Genomic DNA, 21,580 nt, shown 5'->3' with positions numbered 1-21,580 from the left:
ACTCGTTATGAGTGATATATTTCACATTGGTGCCTATAGTTAATATATATGTCTTTATTAGCAGGTGTTATTTTGAAATTAATTAAATGTTGTGCGGTTGTTGTGTCATCATTATTGCTCACTGCTTGTGGTAATGATAATGATGATACCGCGTATTCCTCCGTTTCTTTTTCTGTTTCCGATGCTCCGGTAGATAGTGCCGATAATGTGGTTATTGCATTTGATCAGTTAGAGTTTATTCAAGCAGATGGTACGCGTATTATTGTTGCTGTAGATGAAGATACTGCAGGCCATAATTATCAACAAATAGACCTACTTGATTACCCCGGCTCTAATTCTGCTTTAATTTTGACTGACCAAGTATTGCCTGTGGGTGACTACAAAGAATTAATTATTCATATCGAGGCTAATAAAGCTTTAAGTTATGTGAATGATAGTAATGGCACCAATGAGTTAAAGCAGCCGAGTAATAAGTTAAAGCTGGGCAGTTTCACCATCAAAGACGAAACCGTACAAAGTTTTACTATCGAATTCGACTTACGTCAGTCTCTGGTCATGCGGGGTAACATTGGTAATAATAATGGTTACATCTTGAAACCACATGGCGTAACGATTATTGATAATGATACTGCGGCATCGTTAAAAGGGACTGTCGATAGTAATTTATTTGCTGTGCCTCCTTGTGTCAACGACACTGGTAATTATGTGTATTTATATGAAGGGCATAATCTCGATAGTACAACACTCGTCGATAATTTTGATGCTGACGATGATGAGTTTAATAACATATTACCGGTGTCGGGGTCGTCTGTGCCTTATGCATCGACATCTGTTGATTTAAGCACGGGAGATTATGCGTTTGGTTTCCTACCATCAGGGAACTATACCGTGGCATTTACCTGCAGTGCGGTAGGCGATGATCCGGTGCAATTTGATGCACTGACTATTCCAGACCCAACATCGCAATTACAAAAAGTTACCTTGCTGGATTCGCAAGAAGTGATTCATAACTTTAATCTATGATTAAGGCTAAATCGCATTGAAGTACGTCGGTTGAATGTCAAAACAGGAAAGATGAACCAAATCTGAATTGATAAATAATGAAGTTATTATTGTGATCTTTATTAAAATTTAATGATGCTTATAAATAAAATCGGATTTTATGTTTTATATTGTTGTCATAAACCGAGATATTTATATCAAATTTAATAAGGAAATCATAATGAATAGCAGAGTAATTAAATATGGTCTTATACTCGCCGCTTTGGTTAATATTGGTGGTGTACTGACATTCTCGAAATTATTTAGTAATACCGCCATTAATGAAGCTGACCCGGTTGTCATGTCTAACTTTGGTTTAGTGATGATTATAGTATGGGGACTGGCTTACTTTGCTGCCGCTATGACGAAAGGTAGTATTCGTTTGTTAGTTTCCGTTTTTGCCGTCGAAAAGTTGGTGTATGTGTGCGCATGGGTATACTGGTTAGCAACAAATAACTTATTCACCCTGTACGAAACAGATTTATTTGCTGGTATTTTCTATACTATTTATGGCTTAAACGATTTAGTGTTTATGGTGTTCTTTATCAAAGTCGCTATGTATAAAGGCGAGCAGGTAAACTCTAACAAAGAAAAGCCGAGTAAGGCTGATTATACAAGAGATAATACAGTTTCTGGCGAAGCAAAATAGTACCAAGAACCGTACTAAAAAAGCAGCTTCTGTTATTCCCAGAGACTGCTTTTTTATTATGCTCACTTGTTGAGTAAATCCGGTTAGTGGATTCGTTATTTTACTAGCTCAAAGTCACTTGGTTGCCACGTTTTATCAAACCAAGGTTGTAGCGGTCCATATAACCGTAACATGGCAAACCAAGCTTTATTCGGGGTAGTTTCAGTCCAATTGGCCTCTAATCCTTTGGGTGTATCAGGTCCAAAGTATAAGGTCACGGAACCATCTTTATTGTAGATGAGCTGATCACGTTTATTGTTCTTACTTGGGTAAAGTGAACCACCCGGCACTTGTAACTCTGAGCGTGTTTGAGGGTCGTAAGCAACCATAGACCAGAAGTCTTTAGCGGGAGCATCAGCCGGTAAGGTTACTTTATAATTCTTTTCACCATACAGAATGTCGCCATTATTATCGCCTGTTGTCATGGCGTAATTAGATCCTACTCCCGGTATTTGCAAGGCCATCGCAGGTGTATTTACCGTTGCGATGTAGAAAAACAGCGTTCGGGCATCCATGTTTCGTCCGCCATTACCACCATCCTTTAACCAACGGTAATCTCGGCCAATAAAGCCGGTAAACCACTGCTTGCCTTCAAACAGATAAGCATTTTTATCTCGAGATTTAAACGCAATACCACGAGCCGTGGCATTACCGACGGCGACAGCATCTTTTAAAATAGCCTTCATGCGCGCATCGGGTTCGAAAGGTTTACCTTTCTCAATACCGATAGCGGCGGCCTGACCACGCAGTTCGGGATCAATAAATGATACTGGCTCTTTTTGGATCACATGCCAAAGCTCTTGGTAAAACTTATAATCATTGGCATGAACGGTATTGAAATATTGACCTGAACCATTGATGAACTTCATTTCTTTGGGGTTTTTCGCGTCAGCAAGCGGATAGATCTTAAGACCTGTACGCCACATTTTCGAAGCATGATCGGGTTTTCCATCTTTCAAGAAACCGCGTAAAATAAGCCAGTTATTATAACTTGTTGATTGTGCAATCCATACTTTTTGTTGTGTATCGCCAATCATGATATTAACTCTGTTGTCCTTACCTCTATCTTGCATACCATTAAGCGTAGACTTTAACTCGCCTTTATAATCTGGCGGTAATATAACGTACGTGCCACCTTTCTTTTCATCAGGTCCTGGTGCACCCATATCGACGACAAAACGGAAAAAGGCGTCATTAAGCGTTCCCGGCCCAGCTCCAGGGGGGATTTCAACCACAGTAACACCGTCTTTTTCTAGGTCTAACATGGCACCAGCGTAAACAGTATCTGTGTTACCGGTTAAAAATAATGGATTAGAATCCATAAGATCATCAAATACTAATACTTCATTTGAGTCATCAGCCCCTAGCGATTTAAAGCCTAAACGGATCCCTTCGATTGACGTTGCGGGAATGAAATTAAGAAATACATCGACACCTCGAATGAAATCTAAATTATCATATACCTTGTCGAGCGTTGCTTGAGTTGGGATACCATCATAAAAGTTGAGCTCGCCAATACGCGTTTCAACCTTATTTGGGGTCATGATTTCTTCAGGGACTTTATGATTAAATCCTGGCGTGACGTCACCTGATTGAGTTGTTTCAGCAAAGACAGTGCCTGTGAGTATAGACACAATACAGCTGCTGAGAAGTGCGTATTTGATAAATTTTTTTGGCTTTTTATTCATTAACGATAACCTTTTATTCATGGTGACAATCGTTAAAGGATTGACGTTTTTAAGTTGCTTGTAGAAGCCCTCTTAATTGTAGTCATTCCTTAACTCGCAAGTACTTGGACACAAGCAGCAATACCTTAAGGATAATATAAAGTCCTCGTATTGGCTGCTGCCGTGTCACATTTATAGCGAGAATGTCTCCATGTGGTTAACCCTTTGATCTAACTATTAACTCACTTTTTCCAACAGTGCGTTACGATAAGTAACAATATCTTCAATGGTTAATACCGGTAAGTCGTGCTTTTCACCAAAGGTAATGATTTCAGGTAAACGCGCCATCGTACCGTCTGGGTTAGTCACTTCGCATAATACGCCTGCTGGTTTTAACCCTGCGAGTTTCATTAAATCGATAGTACCTTCGGTATGACCGCGACGTGTTAATACACCACCTGGCTGTGCGCGTAGCGGGTAAACATGGCCTGGACGGGCAAGGTCGCTTGGCATGGCGTTATCAGCAATGGCTGCTTTGATAGTCGTTACACGATCTGCAGCAGATACACCAGTTGTCACACCAACAGCTGCTTCAATACTTACTGTAAAGGCTGTGCCGTATTGGCTTGAGTTGTTCTCGACCATAGGCGCAAGTTCTAAATGCTTAACACGCTCGTCGGGCAAACAAACACAAACGATGCCACTGCCTTCGCGGATAAGTAATGCCATTTGCTCATTGGTTAATGACTCTGCGGCATACACCATATCGCCTTCATTTTCGCGGTCTTCATCATCAACAACTAAAACCCCTTTGCCTAAACGTAATGCAGTTAGTGCAGTTTCAACACGTGTAATTGCGTCGCCAAAAGGGGAAAGTAAAGACTGATTCATGGTTTTAATCCTTAATATACAACTATAAAAATATGGGGTTCCAGAATCAGGGCGTGCAGAATTAGAGGTGCGTGATCAACCATCTACCAAGGCAGACGTTAACGCATCTTATATTCTCTCTCATCCGGACTTAGACATATTCGATGAATATGTTCATTACCGTCGGCTCTGGACTAGGCTATATGGCATAGCGTTCACCAGATCTGCTGACCCTAAGTGATGACTTTATTAATAATCGTCAACTTAGGCGCTCGCGGGCTGAAATAGGCTACGAATAAATCATGTGCCTTATTATTACCGCCGGTGGGGAATTACACCCCGCCCTGAGAATTATATCGTACAGCGGATCATGAGATCACTGCCGACAGGGTTATGTTGCCTTGATTTGATACAAATGACAAGTGTTTAAAGGTGGCCCTGATTGGCGTTAACGTGACGCTCGTCACTCTAGGAGCTATAGTTAATTTATAATTGATGTACCGCAGAAAGTATCAGTAAAAATATGAGGTGTGAATGATGAAAGCTGTGACAAAAATGTGGATGATGCTCATCGTTATATCAGGTGTGTTGAGTGCTTGTAGTAGTGATACTCAGGGGGATGATAGTTATTTTGAGGAGCCAATAGAAAATGATGATATCCCCTATATATATCCTCATCCGCTGGGGAATTCGAATACCTATATAGAGATGCGAGAGGGTACGGAGAGTTCTGCAGATAGTTACAGTGCGTTTAATTCCCGCTATGGTAATTCTGCTACCCACCTTGATGACTAACTTACAGCAAATACTGGCTTCTCAATGTTCTATCAGCGATGCCTGTAGAACATTGATAATTAGCGCGCGATTAACCGCCCGCGAGTTTCACGGTATAACCTTTTTTCTCTAAAAACTCTTTTGCAATATCACGTTGGTCGCCTTGGATCTCGATGACGAAGTCTTTAACACTGCCGCCGACACCACTTTTCTTTTTTAATTCTTTAGCCAGTGCTTTCAAGTCTTTCTCGGGTAAGTCGATACCACTAATCGTCGTCGCGCCTTTACCTTTACGGCCTTTGGTTTCACGGCGAATACGCACAATACCATCACCATCCGGTGCCGTTTCAATTTGTTTTTCTTCTTTAATACGGCCAGTTTCAGTCGAGAAAACCATGCGGATATTGTCATCAAAATGCATATCAGTACTCATTAATAGTCAATAAAGGGATTGTTCAGCAAGGCTGAATATAGGGGATTATAACAAATAAAAGAAAAAATGATAACCAAGTTGGAGAAGGGATCCCCAAACGCACTGACGTCGCTTGGGGTAAGTCATCCGCTAACTAAGCGTCTGCTCATTAATGATATAGCTAAGCAGGCTACCTTCTAATAACGCTTTGCGCACTAACGCGACTCCGGCCATTGATGGTTCATTTTGAAACTCGGCTTCACTGATGATCAAGTTCGGTACGAAACTGCCTAAAGCGTGTTGTTGTACACTGTGTTCAATCATAGGGAAAATTAAATTTTTCGCAGCCACTATTTCGCCTTTGATTAACACTTTTTGTGGGTTAAACAAGTTGACGATAATGGCAATTGATTGACCGAGTAATTTACTCACTCGTTGTAATACTTGTACGGCTAATTCGTCGCCACTATTGGCGGCATTACAAATAGCTTCGATAGTTAAGCCTTCAAGGGTCAGTGATGTTTCGTGACCTTGTTTAATTAATCCTTTGACCTGTTTTAGAATCGCTTCATTAGAGGCGATGGTTTCTAAACAACCGTGACTGCCACAGTGACAAGGTAGACCGAGTGGGTCAATACGGATATGACCGATTTCACCAACTTGGTTATTGTAGTTAGTAAAGATTTTCCCGTTATTAATAATGCCAGAACCAACACCATCATGCACCGAAAGTAATACACTGTCTTGGCAGTCTTGCGCAGCACCAAAGTACAGCTCAGCTAATGATAAAGCCTGGGTATGATTGGCAATATAAGCGGGCACGTTAAACGCTTTCGTGAGCAGTTTACCGAGTGGAATATCTTTTAAATTGTGTTTTGGTAGATACACTATGGTACCTGATTCACGGTCGATCAAGCCCGGTGATGTCACCGCAATGGCGATCAGAGTTTGTGTATCAGGGGTTATGTTAGCGCTAATAAAATCGGCTATTTGCGCTAATAAAAACGGGATAACATCATTATCGGGAGCTGTGCTTAATGCCGCTCGATTGTCGATTAGCTTAGTGCCAGCAATATCATGCAAAGCGATCGTTAAATTATTACGACCAAGTTTACAACTAATAAAGACAAATGGTTCTATCTCGCACGTGAGAGATATGGCTGGTCGCCCGCCGGTAGAGGCTTGTTGCGCAACTTCTTTAATTAACCCCGCCGCCATTAATTGACGTGTCATCTTAGTAATACTGGCAGGCGCTAGCTCACTAAGTTTTGCTAAATCAACACGTGAAATTTGCTTCTGTTCATCGATAAGGCGATAAACAGAAGCCGTATTGACTTGTTTAATAAATTCAATATTGGCGACTGGGCTATGTTTCATAATTAGAAGCTTTTCACTTGTCCGTTGACGATCGTTTTGATAACAGTGAAGTCCGCATCAAAGGCTGTTAAATTGGCCACTTTGCCTTTTGCAATGCTACCTAATTTATCATCCACACCGATTGCTTTTGCTGGGTATAGATTTGCCATGCGCAGTGTTTCGTCTAGCGGTAAGCCGACGTGTTTCACTGTATTTTCAACTGCTTCGATCATAGTTAATGCTGAGCCGCCTAGTGTACCATCGGCGCCAACACATTTACCATCACGATAGAACACTTCTGTGCCTACGAAGTCAAAAGACTCGATATCAGCACCTGCAGGCGCAACCGCATCAGTTACTAACACTAATTTTTCGCCCATCAGCTTATGGCTCATACGCACATTGGCGTAATCGACATGGTGGCCATCAACGATAATACCAGCGTAAACGTCTTGATGATCGTAAATCGCACCAACCACACCTGGATCACGACCTGTAATAGATGTCATCGCGTTGAATAGGTGAGTGGCAAAACGAGCACCCGCATCAAAGCCTTGCATACACTCGGTATACGTTGCATTTGTGTGGCCAACGGATACCAATACGTCTGCTGCGACTAATTGTTTAATGTGCGCAGGGTCTGTATTTTCGGGTGCCAAGGTTACTTTGCTGATCACGGCGCTATTATTGCTAATATGGTCGATCATAGCTTGCTCACTACGGCGAATAAGGTCACTACTGTGAATACCTTTTTTCGCAACAGAAAGGTAAGGACCTTCTAAATGTAAACCTAGCGCTTGGTTACTGTGCTTGGCTAAATATGCCGCCATCGTTTCGATAGCCGATTTCATTGCACCATCGGTAGCCGTAATAAATGTTGGTAAGTAGCTAGTACAACCAAAACGTTCATTGGTTTCTTGCATGATCTCAAGCGTCTTAACACTAATATCAGTATTAAATAAGACACCACCACAACCGTTAAGCTGTAGGTCAATGAAACCAGCTGTTAAGCTTGCGCCCGCAAGATCAATTTTTTCAATATCAGCAGGGCAGTCAGCAACAGAAACCAGATCATGAATGTATTCACCATCGACAATTACACAGTGCTCAGTTAACACACTGTCGTTTGTGTAGATAGTACAATTAGTGAGTGCATACATAAACTTACTCCGCAATAAAGCTTTGAATATTCTGCGCTTCTAGCTGTTTAAAGTAGCGTACAGTTTTAACTTTTAATTCCATCGTTGCTGGTTCGTCACAAGCAATGATTGATTTAGCGTGTAGTTGTAGTGCAGAGATAGTCCAAAGGTGGTTGACGCTACCTTCAACAGCTGCTTCAAGTGCTAATGCTTTGTTGTGGCCTGTGATTAGCACTAAAATTTCTTTTGAATCTAATAGCGTACCAACACCAACAGTCAGTGCTAATTTTGGCACTTGGCTAATATCGTTGTCGAAGAAGCGTGAGTTAACGATACGCGTATCTTCTGTTAGCGTTTTAATGCGTGTACGTGAAGCCAGTGATGATGCTGGTTCGTTAAATGCGATATGACCATCAACACCGACGCCACCCATGAATAGATTTATTTGACCGTAGCTTTTGATTTTATCTTCATAACGCTGACATTCAGCTTCTAAATCTTCAGCTTGACCGTTTAGTAGGTTGATGTTGTCTGCTTGAATATCGATGTGATCGAAAAAGTTACTGTGCATAAATGTGTAGTAACTTTCTGGATGATGTTTGTCGATACCAACATATTCGTCCATATTAAACGTAACAACGTGCTTGAAGCTAACGTCACCAGCTTGGTGTAATTTGATTAACTCTTTATACGTAGTAAGTGGAGTACCGCCAGTTGGTAGGCCTAAAACAAACGGCTTATCTGCAGTTGGATTAAACGCGTTAATTTTATTAACGATGTAAGCTGCGCTCCAGCGACCGACTTGAGCTGGGGTATTCAAAGGAATTAATCTCATGCGATACTCTCTATAATTTTTTGATGATAATTGATACTTTTTTTTAATTGTAAATTAAGTTTTAGGATCCAGCCATCAAAACTTGTCTTTTTATGCTCAAATGGTTGAAATAGATCACAGTGCAGCGAATTAATGATGAATTTGGTTTGTCATTAGCCCCTTCTTACTTTACATTACGAAATAAGTTATGGAGTAAGTACGAAGTCTGTTCTTGTAATGGAACTGCTACAGTTTCATAACAAGAACAAAACATTTATTTGGATTTTAAACTTAAGATAAGGATGATGGCTGTTATGTTTAGCTATTTACAAAAAATTGGTCGTGCACTAATGGTTCCAGTGGCAGTTTTACCTGCTGCTGCTGTATTAATGGGTATTGGTTATTGGATTGATCCGGTTGCATGGGGCGGCGAAAGCATGCTTGCTGCATTCTTCATCAAATCTGGTGCTGCAATCATTGATAACATGTCTCTTCTATTTGCTGTAGGTGTTGCTTATGGTATGTCAAAAGACAAAGACGGTTCAGCCGCGCTTGCTGGTCTTGTTGGCTTCCTGGTTGTGACAACGCTACTTTCACCGGGTGCAGTTGCTGCTATCCAAGGTGTTGGCGCTGACCAAGTTTCTGCAGCCTTCGGTAAAATCAACAACCAATTCGTTGGTATCCTAGTTGGTGTTATCTCTGCTGAACTTTATAACCGCTTCAGCGAAGTTGAGCTGCCTAAAGCGCTTACCTTCTTCAGTGGTCGTCGCCTTGTTCCTATCGTAACTTCTTTCGTTATGATGGGCGTATCATTTATACTTATGTACATCTGGCCAATGATTTTTGATGGTCTAGTAACGTTCGGTACTAGCATTAAAGATATGGGCCCTACAGGCGCTGGTATCTATGCATTCTTTAACCGTATGCTTATCCCAGTTGGTCTTCACCATGCACTAAACTCAGTATTCTGGTTTGACGTTGCTGGTATTAACGATATCCCTAACTTCCTTGGTGGCGCACAATCACTAGAAAACGGCAACGCAACTGTTGGTGTTACTGGTATGTACCAAGCTGGTTTCTTCCCAATCATGATGTTTGGTCTATTAGGTGCAGCGTTAGCGTTCATCCATACAGCTAAACCTGAAAACAAAGCGAAAGTAACATCTATCATGATGGCTGCTGGTTTTGCAACATTCTTCACGGGTGTTACTGAGCCTCTAGAATTCTCATTCATGTTCGTTGCACCAGTGCTATTCGTACTACACGCATTCTTCACGGGTGTATCGGTATTCATCGCTGCGTCTATGCATTGGATTGCAGGCTTCGGTTTCAGTGCGGGTCTGGTTGATTTAGTATTATCATCACGTAACCCACTTGCAACTCAGTGGTATATGCTACTAGTTCAAGGTGCTGCATTCTTCGTAATCTACTATGTAACGTTCCGTACTATCATCATTAAGTTTGACCTTAAAACTCCAGGTCGTGAAGACGCAGGCGAAGAAGCTGCTGCTCCAGCTAAAGCTGGTAAAGCTTCTCACGCTGAAGTTGCTGCTAAAGTTTTCGAACTTGTTGGTGGTAAAGACAACTTAGTACACGTTGATAACTGTGCAACACGTCTACGTCTTGATGTTAAAGATTCTGCACTCGTAAATGACGCTGAACTTAAGCGCCACGTACCAGGTGTAATCAAGCCAAGTAAAACTGCTGTTCAAGTAGTGATTGGTCCACAAGTTGAATTCGTTGCTAACGCACTTAAAAAACTTGTTTAATATCCTTACCGTGAGGTTAGCTACTGTGTAGTTAACCGTTAGGTACAAAAAGGGCGATGCAGTTAATGCATCGCCCTTTTTTTATAAGCATATAAATTGGATAACAAAGGGCTAAATAAAGAACTAAGCAAATAGCTAAACAGATAACTAAACAGATAGCTAAACAAATAACGAATAGGTATGACCTGACAATTTCTTACATATTGGACGTATACAGCAATCGCACAAGGGTATATATTTCACTTCGCTATATTGATCTAGATCAATTTAGCTGGTTTTAATTAATAGTACTCATTTAATAAAATGGATAAAAATATGACTCAAGTTACTTTTCAAGGTGATGCTGTAAACATCTCAGGTTCTATTCCAGCGGTTGGTTCACTCGCACCTGCATTCTCATTAACAGCGGGCGACCTGTCTGATTTAACACTTGTTAGCTTACAAGGTAAGAAAGTTGTACTTAACATTTTCCCAAGTATCGATACGCCTGTATGTGCTGCTGGTGTGCGTAAATTTAACGAAGCTGCTGCCGCATTAGAAAATACGGTTGTTGTATGTGTTTCTGCAGATCTACCGTTTGCGACAGGTCGATTTTGTGAAGTTGAAGGTATTGCTAACGTGCAACACGCATCAACATTTCGTAGCCCTGAGTTTGCTGAAGTTTACGGCGTTGCTATCCCTGATGGCGCATTACGTGGTTTAACAACGCGTGCTGTTGTATGTATCAATGCTGAAGGTGTTGTTACACATAGTGAATTAGTCGCTGAAATCACTGACGAAGCTAACTATGATCTAGCACTTCAGGCGCTATAATTAGTCGTTATGAATAAATAGTGGTTAAACGTTGCAAATTTAATTTGTAATGATGAATTGAAAATAGCGCTGCAGCATCTGCAGCGCTATTTTTTTATGCGGAAGTAAAATTATTGCTGGTTGGTTAGTAGCGTTAATATTTGCTGATAAGGGTAAGCTTGCAAGGCTGCAAAGTTACTGATCTTCTTCGCTTTCATTTTCATGAACAAAGGTGTGCTGATACCACATAAGAAACGCGTGGTTAATACTGGCGTAGGGCGCTTATCACAAGCGCTGATAAACGCTTGGCTTAGCTCTGTCACTTGTTCAGCGGATAACGCCGGCATACTCGCTGGTTGTGGTAGTTGTGCAATACGTCCCTGACAGACAGAACATGTGCCACATTGCACCGGCGCTTTATCATCACCAAAGTAAGTTGATAAGCCTTTACTCAAACATTGTGTACTTTGAATGTACTGACCAACTGCATGCACACGCTTAATTTCACTTTGCTCTTTATGGGCAAATTGTTTATGCAGTGTTTCGGCTAATTGTTGGCTATCAAAACGCGAGTTCAATATTTGATATACATCTGTCATCAACTTGCTCTCGAGTACGATGTTATTGCGTTCATGCAAAAACTCCAACGCGGTTATCACGCGGCTACGCTGTTCTTGATAACCTTCACTCATACGTTCAAAGTTAACCGTTGCCCAAGTACGTTTCGCGGGTGATGCGTTAAATATCTCTTCAATAAATACGCGTTTTTCATCGGTAAACTGATTCAGTATTTGCGCTGGATCTTTTAAGAACTTAAAGCGGTATTCAGCAAAATAGGAATACAGCGGCTTGATGATCCCTTGCATTTCTAAATACACTAATAAGGTTTTTAACGGCGCTTGACGTAAATTACTGTCCATCGACAGTCCGTATAACGTATGTTCCCACTCAGTGCCTGCAGCTTGGATCTCGCGAAGTACTGCCTCAATACCATTGAGTTCTGGGGTATCACCATAAACGAAATTCTCGAGGATACTTTGGTTATCTAAATTGGCTAATACCAGACATTGTGAATCAGTGCCATCACGACCCGCACGACCAATTTCTTGGCTGTAGTTTTCAATGGATTTAGGTAAATCAAAATGCACGACGTTGCGAATGTTACTTTTATCAATGCCCATGCCAAAAGCGATCGTCGCAACAATACAATCTATGCCATTACGCATAAATTTTTGTTGTACTTCTTCGCGTATATCAGTGGGCATACCCGCATGATAAGCCACCGCTTCAATACCTGACTGTTGCAAGGCACTAGCTAGCTCTTCAGCCGTTCTTTGTAAAGTGACATAGACAATCGATGCTTGTCCTGATTTCTTACCTAACCAGCGAGTCAATGCATGCAGCTTTTTGTCTTGGGCTATTGGGTGCATTAACAGACTTAGGTTAGCACGATAGAAACCGGTTTTAATTATATTGTTCGGGGCGATATTAAACTTGGTTTCCATGTCTTTAATAACCGATGGCGTTGCTGTTGCGGTTAATAACAAGGCTTGTTTAATATTCAATTCTTTTTGGTATTGCGGTAGTTTCAAATAATCGGGACGGAAGTTATGGCCCCACTCTGAAATACAATGGGCTTCATCGACCACTAATAATGAGATTGGTATTTGCTTGATAAATTTACGAAAACGCTCGTTCTTCAAGCGTTCAACCGAGATCATTAAGATCTTTACTTCGCCCTCACGTACTTTAGACATGGTATCGCGAACATCATCCACTGACATACTTGAATCAATTTTAGCGGCTGCGACGTTATGCTTCTTTAAAAATAATAGCTGATCTTGAATCAATGCGAGTAGTGGCGAGATCACTAAGGTTAAGTGAGGTAAGTGTAATGCCGATACTTGATAGCATAATGATTTACCTGAACCGGTAGGAAAGATGGCTGCACTAGAATGACCACTGACAATATTGTTAATGACAGCTTCTTGGCCTTCTCTAAATTGATCATAGCCAAAGTAGTGTTGTAACGTTTGGTGCAGCATATCTGTATCTCGTATTATGAAAGCAAAGGGCGATTTAGCAGGGCAGTATATCGTTTTTTGTTGAAAAAGTGATCCTGTAGATGGGGATAAAACGCAGGCAATGCTATATTTTTAACAGTTAACCACGATATTACGGGGAGTATTATGAGGTATAAGCAAATACTGAGGATTGAAATAGTCAAGATTGCAGTCGTCGCGATCTGTGTTTTAGTGAATACCAAGGTCGCTGTGGCTGAGGTATTTGTTGCCCCGTTTGGCGGTTATAGCTTTGGCAGCAGTGCACTGTCAGCGATTGATGAAAATGGCGTCGAGCAAAGTAGTGTTAATTTTGCCGAATCAAACCATTGGGGAGTGATGGCCGGTGTCACCACGCCAGATCCTGGTAGTATTTATTTACTTTATAGCCATCAGCCGAGCCAATTGAAGGTCACGAGTAATCTTAACCAAGATGTGATCAGCAGTCTTGATGTCGACTATCTACATGTAGGCGGCGCGTTATATTTTCCTAAAGGTAATTTTCGTCCCTATATCACCACTAGTGCTGGACTGACTCAGATGCGTCCCGGTGACAGTTTCTCCAATGAAACGAACTTTTCGATGGGCATTGGCGGTGGCGCAGAGTATCAAATCACCCCTCGATTTTCACTTTTTGCTGATGTTCGTGGGTACGCAACTTTTATTAGTAGTTCACAAGCGCTGTTTTGTAATAGTGGCAACTGTAAATGGTTTGTTGACGCAGATTTAATGTGGCAAGGGCAGTTGAATGCAGGCGCAAAATTGTTATTTTAAACTATGCTCAGTAGATGTTTGAAATTATGTATCGTGGCTAACGACTTAGTGGTTCCGTTGTGTTTATTTATGTATTAAAAATATTACGTATTAAAAATAGATAAGCCAGCTACTTTGAGCCTTTAAATACCAGTGTTAGTTACGAGCTAAACCACCTTCAATGACGAAAAGTGGTAACGTAAATTTATAAAGGAATAAATAATGACATTAACAAAGAAGCTCGGTGCTGAGTTTATTGGTACATTTTGGTTAGTCCTTGGTGGTTGTGGTAGTGCGGTATTAGCGGCGGCATTTCCTGATGTCGGTATCGGTTTATTAGGTGTATCACTGGCCTTTGGTTTAACGGTATTAACCATGGCATTCGCGATAGGCCATATCTCTGGTTGTCATTTAAACCCTGCCGTTTCAATCGGACTTTGGTCTGGTGGTCGTTTTTCTGCAGCTGAACTTGGTCCTTATATTCTCGCGCAAGTACTGGGTGGTATTGCCGGTGCTGCAACCTTATATGTTATTGCTAGTGGTCAAGCGGGCTTTGATGCCAGTGCTGGTTTCGCATCGAATGGCTATGGCGAACACTCTCCAGGTGGTTACACCTTAGTTGCGGCATTAGTGACTGAAATCGTCATGACGTTTATGTTCCTGATTATTATTTTAGGTGCAACGGACAAACGTGCTCCTGCAGGTTTTGCACCGATTGCCATTGGTCTAAGTTTAACCTTGATCCATTTAATTAGTATTCCTGTGACTAATACTTCAGTTAACCCTGCACGTAGTACAGGTGTAGCTATTTTCCAAGGTGATTGGGCGTTATCGCAACTGTGGTTATTCTGGGTTGCCCCAATTGTTGGTGCAATATTAGCGGGTATTGTTTACCGTTGGTTTGAATCTGATGAGCAAGAACAACAAGCTTAATCACACACGAATGTATAATTAAATTAATAAACAAAAGAGGGCTAGTAATTGTAATAGCAATCGCAATTACGGCTCCTTTTTTGTTGCAAGCAATGCTGTTACTGAGATAGTTATTAATCCCGCGACAACCCCCCACAATGCCGACCCTATATTCCATAAGGTAAAGTCAGACGCGGTGACTAAAAAGGTCATCAATGCGGCTTCTTTATAAGGCGATTCAATAAAGGCATGCTGCAAACTGCCACCAATAGTCGAAAACAGAGCAATACCGGCTAGCGCCATGACTAAGGCTGTAGGCATGGCTTGAAATAAGGTCATTAAGCTTAAGGCACACAATCCCATTAATAGATAAAAAGCCCCCGCACTGACAGCCGCCCAGTAACGTTTTTTGGGATCTTTATCGGCATCTTCTGACATACATATTGCTGCCGTGATCGCGGCTAAATTAATACCAAAACCACCAAAAGGTGCAATGAGTATATTAGTTACGCCGGTTACAGTCATTAATTTGGATACCGGAGCGTGGTAACCGTGGGCTTTCAAAATAGCAATGCCGGGCATGTTTTGGGTTGCCATTGTGACTAAAAATAGCGGTAAGCCGATGTTGATGAGTGCTGTCATGCTCCACTCTGGTTCGACATAGACCAATTGTCCTAAGCTCCACGTTAATTCAGGTACCACAAACAGTCCTTGTAACCATGCCGAGGCGATCCCGACAATTAAAATAGTCAGCATGGCAAAACGAGGTGCCAGTGCTTTGCTGATTAAAAAGCTGACAAACATCAGGCCAACGAGTCGTGGAGACTGGTTCATGACATTGAATACTTCAATACCAAAAGACAGTAAGATCCCTGCCAACATAGCACTGGCTATTTGTAGTGGCACGCGGTTCATTAATTTTTCAAATAACCCTGAAACACCCGATAGGGTAATGAGACAAGCCGAGAAGATAAAAGCGGCAACCGCTTCGTTAATACTAAAACCTTGGGTACTGGTAATAAGTAATGCAGCACCGGGAGTAGACCAAGCTATTAATAATGGTGTGCGGTAATATATAGATAAGCCAATAGAGGTGATCCCCATACCGAGCCCTAGCGCAAACACCCAACTTGAAACCATAACTAAGTCAGCACCGAGGTTGGTGGCTGCTTGGTATATAAGGGCAATAGAACTGGTGAAGCCGACCAATGCGGCAATAAAGCCCATGTTTACGCGGTTTAAAATGACACTGTTCATTAGTACTCGTCCTTTATGTTACCTATCATTAGTGCTGGTTTGGCCATCGCCACGTGCGTTATAGCGCACGTGGCGCATCTGCAAAATAACACTGTATGTTATAACGCACAAGCGCTATTATCATTATCGCTATTTAGTTCACAAGAGACATTATTATTAATATTCATACATCATTAGGTTCTCGTCTTAAAATCGCGCGTAGTAATAAAGGCTGGAGTTTAGATAAAACCAGTCAACATACCGGTGTGTCCAAAGCCATGCTGGGGCAAATTGAGCGAGGTGAATCGAGTCCAACCGTGGTGCGATTATGGAATATCGCTAATGGTTTTGAGTTGCCACTGTCTTATTTTTTAACCGACTTAGCGCAAACGGTAACAACCCCAAGTACCTTAGAAAATAATGAGGATGATATTAAGATCGTGACCTTATTTCCTTATGACGAAAACACAAAACTTGAAATATTCCAGATAACGTTAGACCCACAGCGTCAGCATATCTCGGCGCCGCACAATGCTGGTGTGGTTGAGCACATTATAGCGGTTGATGGCACGATGGAATACTTCTTAGCACTGACCGTTGGCGGTATTGCAGAGCAGTGGCATACCTTGAAGCAAGGAGAGGGTATTAAATTTAATGCTGACCAAACACACGGTTATCGTAATGTGACGGATAAGTCTGTGACCATCCATAATATTATTAGTTATACCCACGTCTAATACGGTGGGATATGAATCACGACCGAGTGTCCACCTTCGGACAGTCGAAGCTGCTCTCGTATGAGAATATATCTGCTTTATTCATACCTTGATAAAGAGATTGATACTTGTGGGATACACTTTTATTGCCATCATTATAGCCCTGATAATACTCCCTGCGCTCATAACCGAAATGATTATTGTACCGTACAAACCGCATTGTGCTTTGTGCAATAAAAAACTGTCATTACATCGTACCAAGCGCCATTATCAACGTATTTATGGTCAGCGGAAAAGAGTCTGCAAAAAGTGTAATGGAGAAGCATCGACAACGCTTACTGCGGCATTATTTAAGTTATCTGACTATCGCCGCTATTAATTGGTTATGAACATAGCTGAGGTGGCGATATCGCCTATTTTTATTCTACATCTGTGATCAGTTACCTTGTTTGAGGTATGAATAAGATCTAGTATGAAATATTGATATCCTATTAGGAAAGTCTATGTTCACACTAAATATCGGACCAGATTTACAATTAGCTATTGTGCAGCCGTCATTCGCGAGCTGTTATTTAGAGATCGTTACAACAGAGCGAGCTTATTTATCAAAATGGTTACCCTGGGCGACAGAAGCCAATGATGAAGCTTTCTTTCTTGAGTTTATCCGTAAATCATTAATCGGATATGCAGAAGGTAAATCAATGACGTGTGCGATTATTTATCAAAATATAGTCGTTGGCAATGTTAGTTTTAACAGTATCGATCAGGCCTTAAAAAAGGTCGAAGTGGGTTATTGGTTAAGTGAAAAATACCAAGGTTTAGGCATCGTCACTAAAGCGGTGAGTTTTTTAATTGAATACGCTTTCTCTGAGTTAGACATGAAGAAAGTAGAGATATGTGTTGCTGTCGACAATACCGCAAGCCGCCGGGTATGTGAGCGCTTGAATATGACGTTAGAAGGTATTATCAGTAATTTTGAAAATATTAATGGCGAGATTATCGCCCACGCAATTTATGGTATCCATCGTACAGACTTACGTTAAGTGACGACTTATATGTGAGTATTGATTTTATATGGACACATCGTTTACGGAAGGAACAGCACATGGAGATAATTGCTTATACACCGCAATATTTACCGGCGTTACGCGCGCTTTATATGGTCGTAAGAACGTCAACGTTCACTTGGTTGGATAGCAGCGGCTATCAGCTCAAAGACTTTGATGAACATATTCTTGATGATACGCTTTATTTAGCGGTTGCTGATGGCAAGGTGCTGGGTTTCATTGCTGTGTATGAACCGGATAATTTCATTCATCATTTGTTTACTGCCGAAGATTCACAAGGTATCGGTGTAGGTTCTAAGTTACTGGCTATGTTAACGGCATTAAATGGTCGGTCGCAGATACTTAAATGCATGGTTAAGAATGAAAGAGCAATGCAGTTTTATTTTTCCAAAGGCTTTGTTGAAGTGGGTAAAGGCACGGGTGTGGTTGGTGATTACTTAGTATTACGCAATGAATAAACAGGCTATTGACCTGCTTATTCATCACTTCTTATTTATTACAGCTATTTTTAATCGCTTCTAGCCAACACGTTTTTCACTGACTTTATCTACCAGATATAAGATCGAGCGGTACTCAATGCCACTGTGCTCGGACAAACCAATCTCACACGTTCGACTATTTGAATAACCTTCACTACAATTACTCGGTACTTGACGCGCTAATGGCGATAGTGCTGATGCATTTAACTCGGGCGTCGTAAAGCCTTTATCACCGGCAAAACCACAGCATTGAATGTCGTCGGGAATAATTACTTCTGTTGCACAAGCACGACTGACTTTCTCCATCACGCCGGATAAACCTTGCTTACGAGAAGTACAGGTAATATGTAACATCACAGGTTCGGGTTGCGGTGTTATATCAACATGTTCCATGACGAACTCAGCCACAAAGCGGAACGGTTCATAAATCGCGATATCTTTGGTCATCATCTCAATACTGGTGCTTGCACATGGACTAGTATCCATTAATACCGGCAGTTTACCTTGCTCTGACGCTTCCCAAAGCGCTGCCTCTAACTGCTGTGATTTAGTCAGTGCGGTATCGACAAAGCCTTTACTCTTATACGGCATACCACAGCATTTTTCAGACAGCTTGTTTGGCATAATGACTTCAATACCAGCCTTCTGTAGTACTGCTTGAGTTACGTCAGCGAGTGGACGGTTATCCATAGTATTTTTGGCTGTGCCCATATTACGCGCGGCGCAACTTGGGAAATAAACCACTTTTTTATGTGCCAGGCCTAAACCATCATTCGTGCTCGCTAATCGCTTAACTTTACCAGCCGCTTTCGGCATGCTTGGTGTCCATAATGGCACCGCACCGCCACTGAGCTTGTGGGTTGCTTTGGTCACAGTACGCATTGCTTTGGTGCCTAATACACTGTGGATACCGTTAGCGACAGTTAAACCAGCTTGGGTGGCACTTGTTAGTCCGGCGAAATGATCACTACTCCAACGCGCTATCACGTTAGCGATAGGAGAATGCTGTTGGCGTAATTTACGGATCAAGTCACCAGTATTAATGTCAACCGGACAACGCTCGGCGCATAAACCGGTTGCGGCGCAAGTATCAATGCCGAGATATTTAAACGATTTTTCTAATTCGGCAAGACGCGCGGGATCTTCTTGGCTGCGTTGCAAACGACTGATTTCACGATAAACGGTATTACGTTGGCGTGGTGTTAATGATAACTCGCGTGATGGACAAACTGGTTCACAGAAACCACATTCGATACATTTATCAATAAGTTCATCTGCCGCAGGCATGACTTTTAAATCAGTAATGTGACTGTCTTTGTTATCATTTAAGATCACGCCGGGGTTTAAAATACCGGTTTTATCAAAGATGCGTTTGATGTCTTGCATCAAGGCGTAACCTTCGCTGCCCCATTCCAGTTCGACATAGGGTGCCATGTTACGGCCTGTACCATGCTCGGCTTTTAATGATCCTTGATATTCAACCGCAACAAGTTGCGCCACATCATCCATGAAACCACTGTAACGGGCGATCTCTTCTTCGGTTTCAAATGCTTGGGTAAAGACAAAGTGTAAGTTCCCCGCTAAGGCATGGCCAAAGATGATCGCTTCATCATAATGGTATTTTTTAAATAAGATCTCTAAGTCACGTACCGCAGGCGCGAGTTGTTCGATAGGGAAGGCCACATCTTCGATGATCACAGTTGTGCCCACTTCACGTACGGCACCAACGGCAGGGAATAGCTCTTTGCGGATCGCCCACAATTGATTGTAGATCTTGGTATCGGTACTAAACTCGACGGCTTCAGTGGGATTAAGCTGATCGATCAGGGTATTAATTTCGATCACTTGTTGGTTTAAGTCTGCATCACTCTCGGCGTGGATCTCAACAAGTAAAGCAGCGGCTTCAGTATTATTTTCTGCTGTAAGTTGAGTGATGAAGTTAGGCATGCCAGGTTTATTGGCGACTGAGCTTAAAGCGCGGTTATCCATTAATTCGACAGCGGCAACACTGGTATTAGCGAGTTCACTCACCGCTAAACAAGTTTGCTCAATATCAGCGAATAAATACAGGCCAGTGGCTTTAAAGCGATGGTCGATCACCGTATTGTAAGTTACGTCGGCGATAAAGCCTAACGTACCTTCTGAACCAATAAATAGATGTTGTAACACCTCAATTGGATCGCTGTAATCGGTTAATGAATTAAGGCTATAACCCGTGGTGTTTTTAAGACGATATTTATGACGGATCTTATCGGCTAACGCGGTATTGTCTTTACAGGCTTGAGCAAGATCGGTGAGATCTGTCAGCATCTGTTTATGACTGTTCTTAAACTGCGCGACACTGTCCTTATCTAAGGTATTCAGAATTGTACCGTCGGCAAGCACTACCGTCATGCCTGCTAAGGTTTGATAACTGTTCTGTGCTGTACCACAACACATGCCTGATGAATTATTGGCGGCAATACCACCAATTTTACACGTATTGATTGATGCTGGATCGGGACCGATCTTACGTTGGTAAGGGGCTAAGATCTTATTCGCTTCAGCACCGATAATACCCGGTTGTAACCAGATCTGTTCGCCGTTGTTTAATATTTTATGTTCACGCCAATCTGAAGTGAGCATGATAAGCACGGAATCTGACAATGCTTGACCTGATAAGCTGGTACCTGCCGCACGGAATGTCACAGGAATGGCCATGTCGTAACAGGCCTTAATCACCAATACCACTTCGTCTAAATTAGCCAGTTGTAAGATCAGCTTTGGTATTAAGCGATAGAAGCTCGCATCAGTTCCGTAGGCTAAGGTTAGCGTAGGGTCGGTGATAATACGTTTGTCATCGATGGACTGGCGTAACTTGCTAATCAGTACGTGATACGGGTCAGACATTGTAGGCTCCTAGCCATGTGGCTATATTATTTTTATTTTGTAGTTAATGTGCCACATTATGTTTATTAAATTTTGTAATGATGCGGTTTTAGATATAGCACCTATGTGATCTTAGATATAGTACCGTCATACCACTGTTTGATATA

General features: G+C 41.8%; 19 protein-coding genes and 1 riboswitch. Of the genes, 10 read left to right on the top strand and 9 right to left on the bottom strand.

Annotated features, from left to right (window positions below):
- Positions 1-72 precede the first annotated feature (72 nt).
- Both A923_RS0106195 and A923_RS0106190 read left to right on the top strand, forming a co-directional pair.
- Positions 73-1,023, top strand: coding sequence for a DUF4382 domain-containing protein (locus A923_RS0106195; RefSeq protein WP_033197560.1), 951 nt, complete (start codon positions 73-75; stop codon positions 1,021-1,023).
- 199 nt (positions 1,024-1,222) lie between these two features.
- Positions 1,223-1,690 carry a hypothetical protein gene (locus A923_RS0106190; protein ID WP_017220796.1) on the top strand — a complete coding sequence of 156 codons (468 nt, stop codon included), beginning with the start codon at positions 1,223-1,225 and terminating at the stop codon, positions 1,688-1,690.
- A 95-nt stretch (positions 1,691-1,785) separates the two neighbouring features.
- Here A923_RS0106190 and A923_RS0106185 read toward each other — a convergent pair whose 3' ends face one another.
- Together A923_RS0106185 and ribB are read right to left on the bottom strand one after the other, a co-directional pair.
- Positions 1,786-3,417 (bottom strand): DUF1254 domain-containing protein, encoded by a 1,632-nt coding sequence (locus A923_RS0106185; RefSeq protein WP_017220795.1) that lies wholly within the window; start codon positions 3,415-3,417, stop codon positions 1,786-1,788.
- Between the two features lie 216 nt (positions 3,418-3,633).
- On the bottom strand, positions 3,634-4,287 hold the full coding sequence (gene ribB / locus A923_RS0106180; RefSeq protein WP_017220794.1) for a 3,4-dihydroxy-2-butanone-4-phosphate synthase: 654 nt from the start codon (positions 4,285-4,287) through the stop codon (positions 3,634-3,636).
- Between the two features lie 108 nt (positions 4,288-4,395).
- A riboswitch (FMN riboswitch) is annotated at positions 4,396-4,622 on the bottom strand.
- 178 nt (positions 4,623-4,800) lie between these two features.
- Here ribB and A923_RS0106175 point away from each other — a divergent pair.
- Positions 4,801-5,061 carry a hypothetical protein gene (locus A923_RS0106175; protein WP_157532770.1) on the top strand — a complete coding sequence of 87 codons (261 nt, stop codon included), beginning with the start codon at positions 4,801-4,803 and terminating at the stop codon, positions 5,059-5,061.
- Positions 5,062-5,131: 70 nt separating this feature from the next.
- On the opposite strand, the gene yciH is transcribed toward A923_RS0106175, so the two are convergent.
- The 4 genes from yciH to nagB all read right to left on the bottom strand — a co-directional run bounded on the left by yciH (position 5,132) and on the right by nagB (position 8,782).
- Positions 5,132-5,473 (bottom strand): stress response translation initiation inhibitor YciH, encoded by a 342-nt coding sequence (gene yciH / locus A923_RS0106170; RefSeq protein ID WP_237716181.1) that lies wholly within the window; start codon positions 5,471-5,473, stop codon positions 5,132-5,134.
- Positions 5,474-5,602: 129 nt separating this feature from the next.
- Positions 5,603-6,829, bottom strand: coding sequence for an ROK family protein (locus A923_RS0106165; RefSeq protein WP_017220791.1), 1,227 nt, complete (start codon positions 6,827-6,829; stop codon positions 5,603-5,605).
- Between the two features lie 2 nt (positions 6,830-6,831).
- Positions 6,832-7,968, bottom strand: a complete 1,137-nt coding sequence (gene nagA / locus A923_RS0106160; protein WP_017220790.1) for an N-acetylglucosamine-6-phosphate deacetylase — start codon at positions 7,966-7,968, stop codon at positions 6,832-6,834.
- A 4-nt stretch (positions 7,969-7,972) separates the two neighbouring features.
- Complete coding sequence (nagB, locus tag A923_RS0106155; RefSeq protein WP_017220789.1) at positions 7,973-8,782, bottom strand: glucosamine-6-phosphate deaminase; 810 nt, start codon at positions 8,780-8,782, stop codon at positions 7,973-7,975.
- Positions 8,783-9,066: 284 nt separating this feature from the next.
- Between nagB and nagE the strand changes: the two genes are divergently transcribed.
- Together nagE and tpx are read left to right on the top strand one after the other, a co-directional pair.
- Entirely contained in the window at positions 9,067-10,530 is a 1,464-nt protein-coding gene (nagE, locus tag A923_RS0106150) for an N-acetylglucosamine-specific PTS transporter subunit IIBC (RefSeq protein WP_017220788.1), read from the top strand.
- Positions 10,531-10,845: 315 nt separating this feature from the next.
- Complete coding sequence (gene tpx, locus A923_RS0106145; RefSeq protein WP_017220787.1) at positions 10,846-11,343, top strand: thiol peroxidase; 498 nt, start codon at positions 10,846-10,848, stop codon at positions 11,341-11,343.
- 110 nt (positions 11,344-11,453) lie between these two features.
- Here the strand turns inward: tpx and A923_RS0106140 are convergent, their stop codons facing one another.
- Positions 11,454-13,367 (bottom strand): RecQ family ATP-dependent DNA helicase, encoded by a 1,914-nt coding sequence (locus tag A923_RS0106140; RefSeq protein ID WP_017220786.1) that lies wholly within the window; start codon positions 13,365-13,367, stop codon positions 11,454-11,456.
- 144 nt (positions 13,368-13,511) lie between these two features.
- On the opposite strand from A923_RS0106140, the gene A923_RS0106135 reads away from it, so the two are divergent.
- On the top strand, positions 13,512-14,156 hold the full coding sequence (locus A923_RS0106135; protein ID WP_017220785.1) for an outer membrane beta-barrel protein: 645 nt from the start codon (positions 13,512-13,514) through the stop codon (positions 14,154-14,156).
- A gap of 201 nt (positions 14,157-14,357) precedes the next feature.
- Positions 14,358-15,068 (top strand): aquaporin Z, encoded by a 711-nt coding sequence (gene aqpZ / locus A923_RS0106130; RefSeq protein WP_017220784.1) that lies wholly within the window; start codon positions 14,358-14,360, stop codon positions 15,066-15,068.
- Between the two features lie 66 nt (positions 15,069-15,134).
- Here aqpZ and A923_RS0106125 read toward each other — a convergent pair whose 3' ends face one another.
- Positions 15,135-16,304 carry a benzoate/H(+) symporter BenE family transporter gene (locus A923_RS0106125; protein WP_017220783.1) on the bottom strand — a complete coding sequence of 390 codons (1,170 nt, stop codon included), beginning with the start codon at positions 16,302-16,304 and terminating at the stop codon, positions 15,135-15,137.
- Positions 16,305-16,453: 149 nt separating this feature from the next.
- On the opposite strand from A923_RS0106125, the gene A923_RS0106115 reads away from it, so the two are divergent.
- The 3 genes from A923_RS0106115 (at position 16,454) to A923_RS0106105 (ending at position 18,524) form a co-directional block, all read left to right on the top strand.
- Positions 16,454-17,020, top strand: coding sequence for a helix-turn-helix domain-containing protein (locus tag A923_RS0106115; RefSeq protein ID WP_420192177.1), 567 nt, complete (start codon positions 16,454-16,456; stop codon positions 17,018-17,020).
- A 482-nt stretch (positions 17,021-17,502) separates the two neighbouring features.
- Positions 17,503-18,042, top strand: coding sequence for a GNAT family N-acetyltransferase (locus A923_RS0106110; protein ID WP_017220780.1), 540 nt, complete (start codon positions 17,503-17,505; stop codon positions 18,040-18,042).
- Between the two features lie 62 nt (positions 18,043-18,104).
- On the top strand, positions 18,105-18,524 hold the full coding sequence (locus A923_RS0106105) for a GNAT family N-acetyltransferase (RefSeq protein ID WP_017220779.1): 420 nt from the start codon (positions 18,105-18,107) through the stop codon (positions 18,522-18,524).
- A 60-nt stretch (positions 18,525-18,584) separates the two neighbouring features.
- Here the strand turns inward: A923_RS0106105 and A923_RS0106100 are convergent, their stop codons facing one another.
- On the bottom strand, positions 18,585-21,434 hold the full coding sequence (locus A923_RS0106100) for an FAD-binding and (Fe-S)-binding domain-containing protein (RefSeq protein ID WP_017220778.1): 2,850 nt from the start codon (positions 21,432-21,434) through the stop codon (positions 18,585-18,587).
- Positions 21,435-21,580 lie beyond the last annotated feature (146 nt).

Source organism: Moritella dasanensis ArB 0140 (assembly GCF_000276805.1).
Taxonomy (GTDB): Bacteria; Pseudomonadota; Gammaproteobacteria; order Enterobacterales; family Moritellaceae; genus Moritella; species Moritella dasanensis.
Note: the sequence above shows the minus strand (reverse complement) of the source record. Positions and strands in the feature narration are given on the sequence as shown.

Excerpts from the sequence above, each read along its gene's own strand:
- A923_RS0106190 (WP_017220796.1), top strand. The coding sequence starts at position 1,223 with ATGAATAGCAGAGTAATTAAATATGGTCTTATACTCGCCGCTTTGGTT.
- A923_RS0106185 (WP_017220795.1), bottom strand. The coding sequence starts at position 3,417 with ATGAATAAAAAGCCAAAAAAATTTATCAAATACGCACTTCTCAGCAGC.
- ribB (WP_017220794.1), bottom strand. The coding sequence starts at position 4,287 with ATGAATCAGTCTTTACTTTCCCCTTTTGGCGACGCAATTACACGTGTT.
- A923_RS0106175 (WP_157532770.1), top strand. The coding sequence starts at position 4,801 with ATGATGAAAGCTGTGACAAAAATGTGGATGATGCTCATCGTTATATCA.
- yciH (WP_237716181.1), bottom strand. The coding sequence starts at position 5,473 with ATGAGTACTGATATGCATTTTGATGACAATATCCGCATGGTTTTCTCG.
- A923_RS0106165 (WP_017220791.1), bottom strand. The coding sequence starts at position 6,829 with ATGAAACATAGCCCAGTCGCCAATATTGAATTTATTAAACAAGTCAAT.
- nagA (WP_017220790.1), bottom strand. The coding sequence starts at position 7,968 with ATGTATGCACTCACTAATTGTACTATCTACACAAACGACAGTGTGTTA.
- nagB (WP_017220789.1), bottom strand. The coding sequence starts at position 8,782 with ATGAGATTAATTCCTTTGAATACCCCAGCTCAAGTCGGTCGCTGGAGC.
- nagE (WP_017220788.1), top strand. The coding sequence starts at position 9,067 with ATGGCTGTTATGTTTAGCTATTTACAAAAAATTGGTCGTGCACTAATG.
- tpx (WP_017220787.1), top strand. The coding sequence starts at position 10,846 with ATGACTCAAGTTACTTTTCAAGGTGATGCTGTAAACATCTCAGGTTCT.
- A923_RS0106140 (WP_017220786.1), bottom strand. The coding sequence starts at position 13,367 with ATGCTGCACCAAACGTTACAACACTACTTTGGCTATGATCAATTTAGA.
- A923_RS0106135 (WP_017220785.1), top strand. The coding sequence starts at position 13,512 with ATGAGGTATAAGCAAATACTGAGGATTGAAATAGTCAAGATTGCAGTC.
- aqpZ (WP_017220784.1), top strand. The coding sequence starts at position 14,358 with ATGACATTAACAAAGAAGCTCGGTGCTGAGTTTATTGGTACATTTTGG.
- A923_RS0106125 (WP_017220783.1), bottom strand. The coding sequence starts at position 16,304 with ATGAACAGTGTCATTTTAAACCGCGTAAACATGGGCTTTATTGCCGCA.
- A923_RS0106110 (WP_017220780.1), top strand. The coding sequence starts at position 17,503 with ATGTTCACACTAAATATCGGACCAGATTTACAATTAGCTATTGTGCAG.
- A923_RS0106105 (WP_017220779.1), top strand. The coding sequence starts at position 18,105 with ATGGAGATAATTGCTTATACACCGCAATATTTACCGGCGTTACGCGCG.
- A923_RS0106100 (WP_017220778.1), bottom strand. The coding sequence starts at position 21,434 with ATGTCTGACCCGTATCACGTACTGATTAGCAAGTTACGCCAGTCCATC.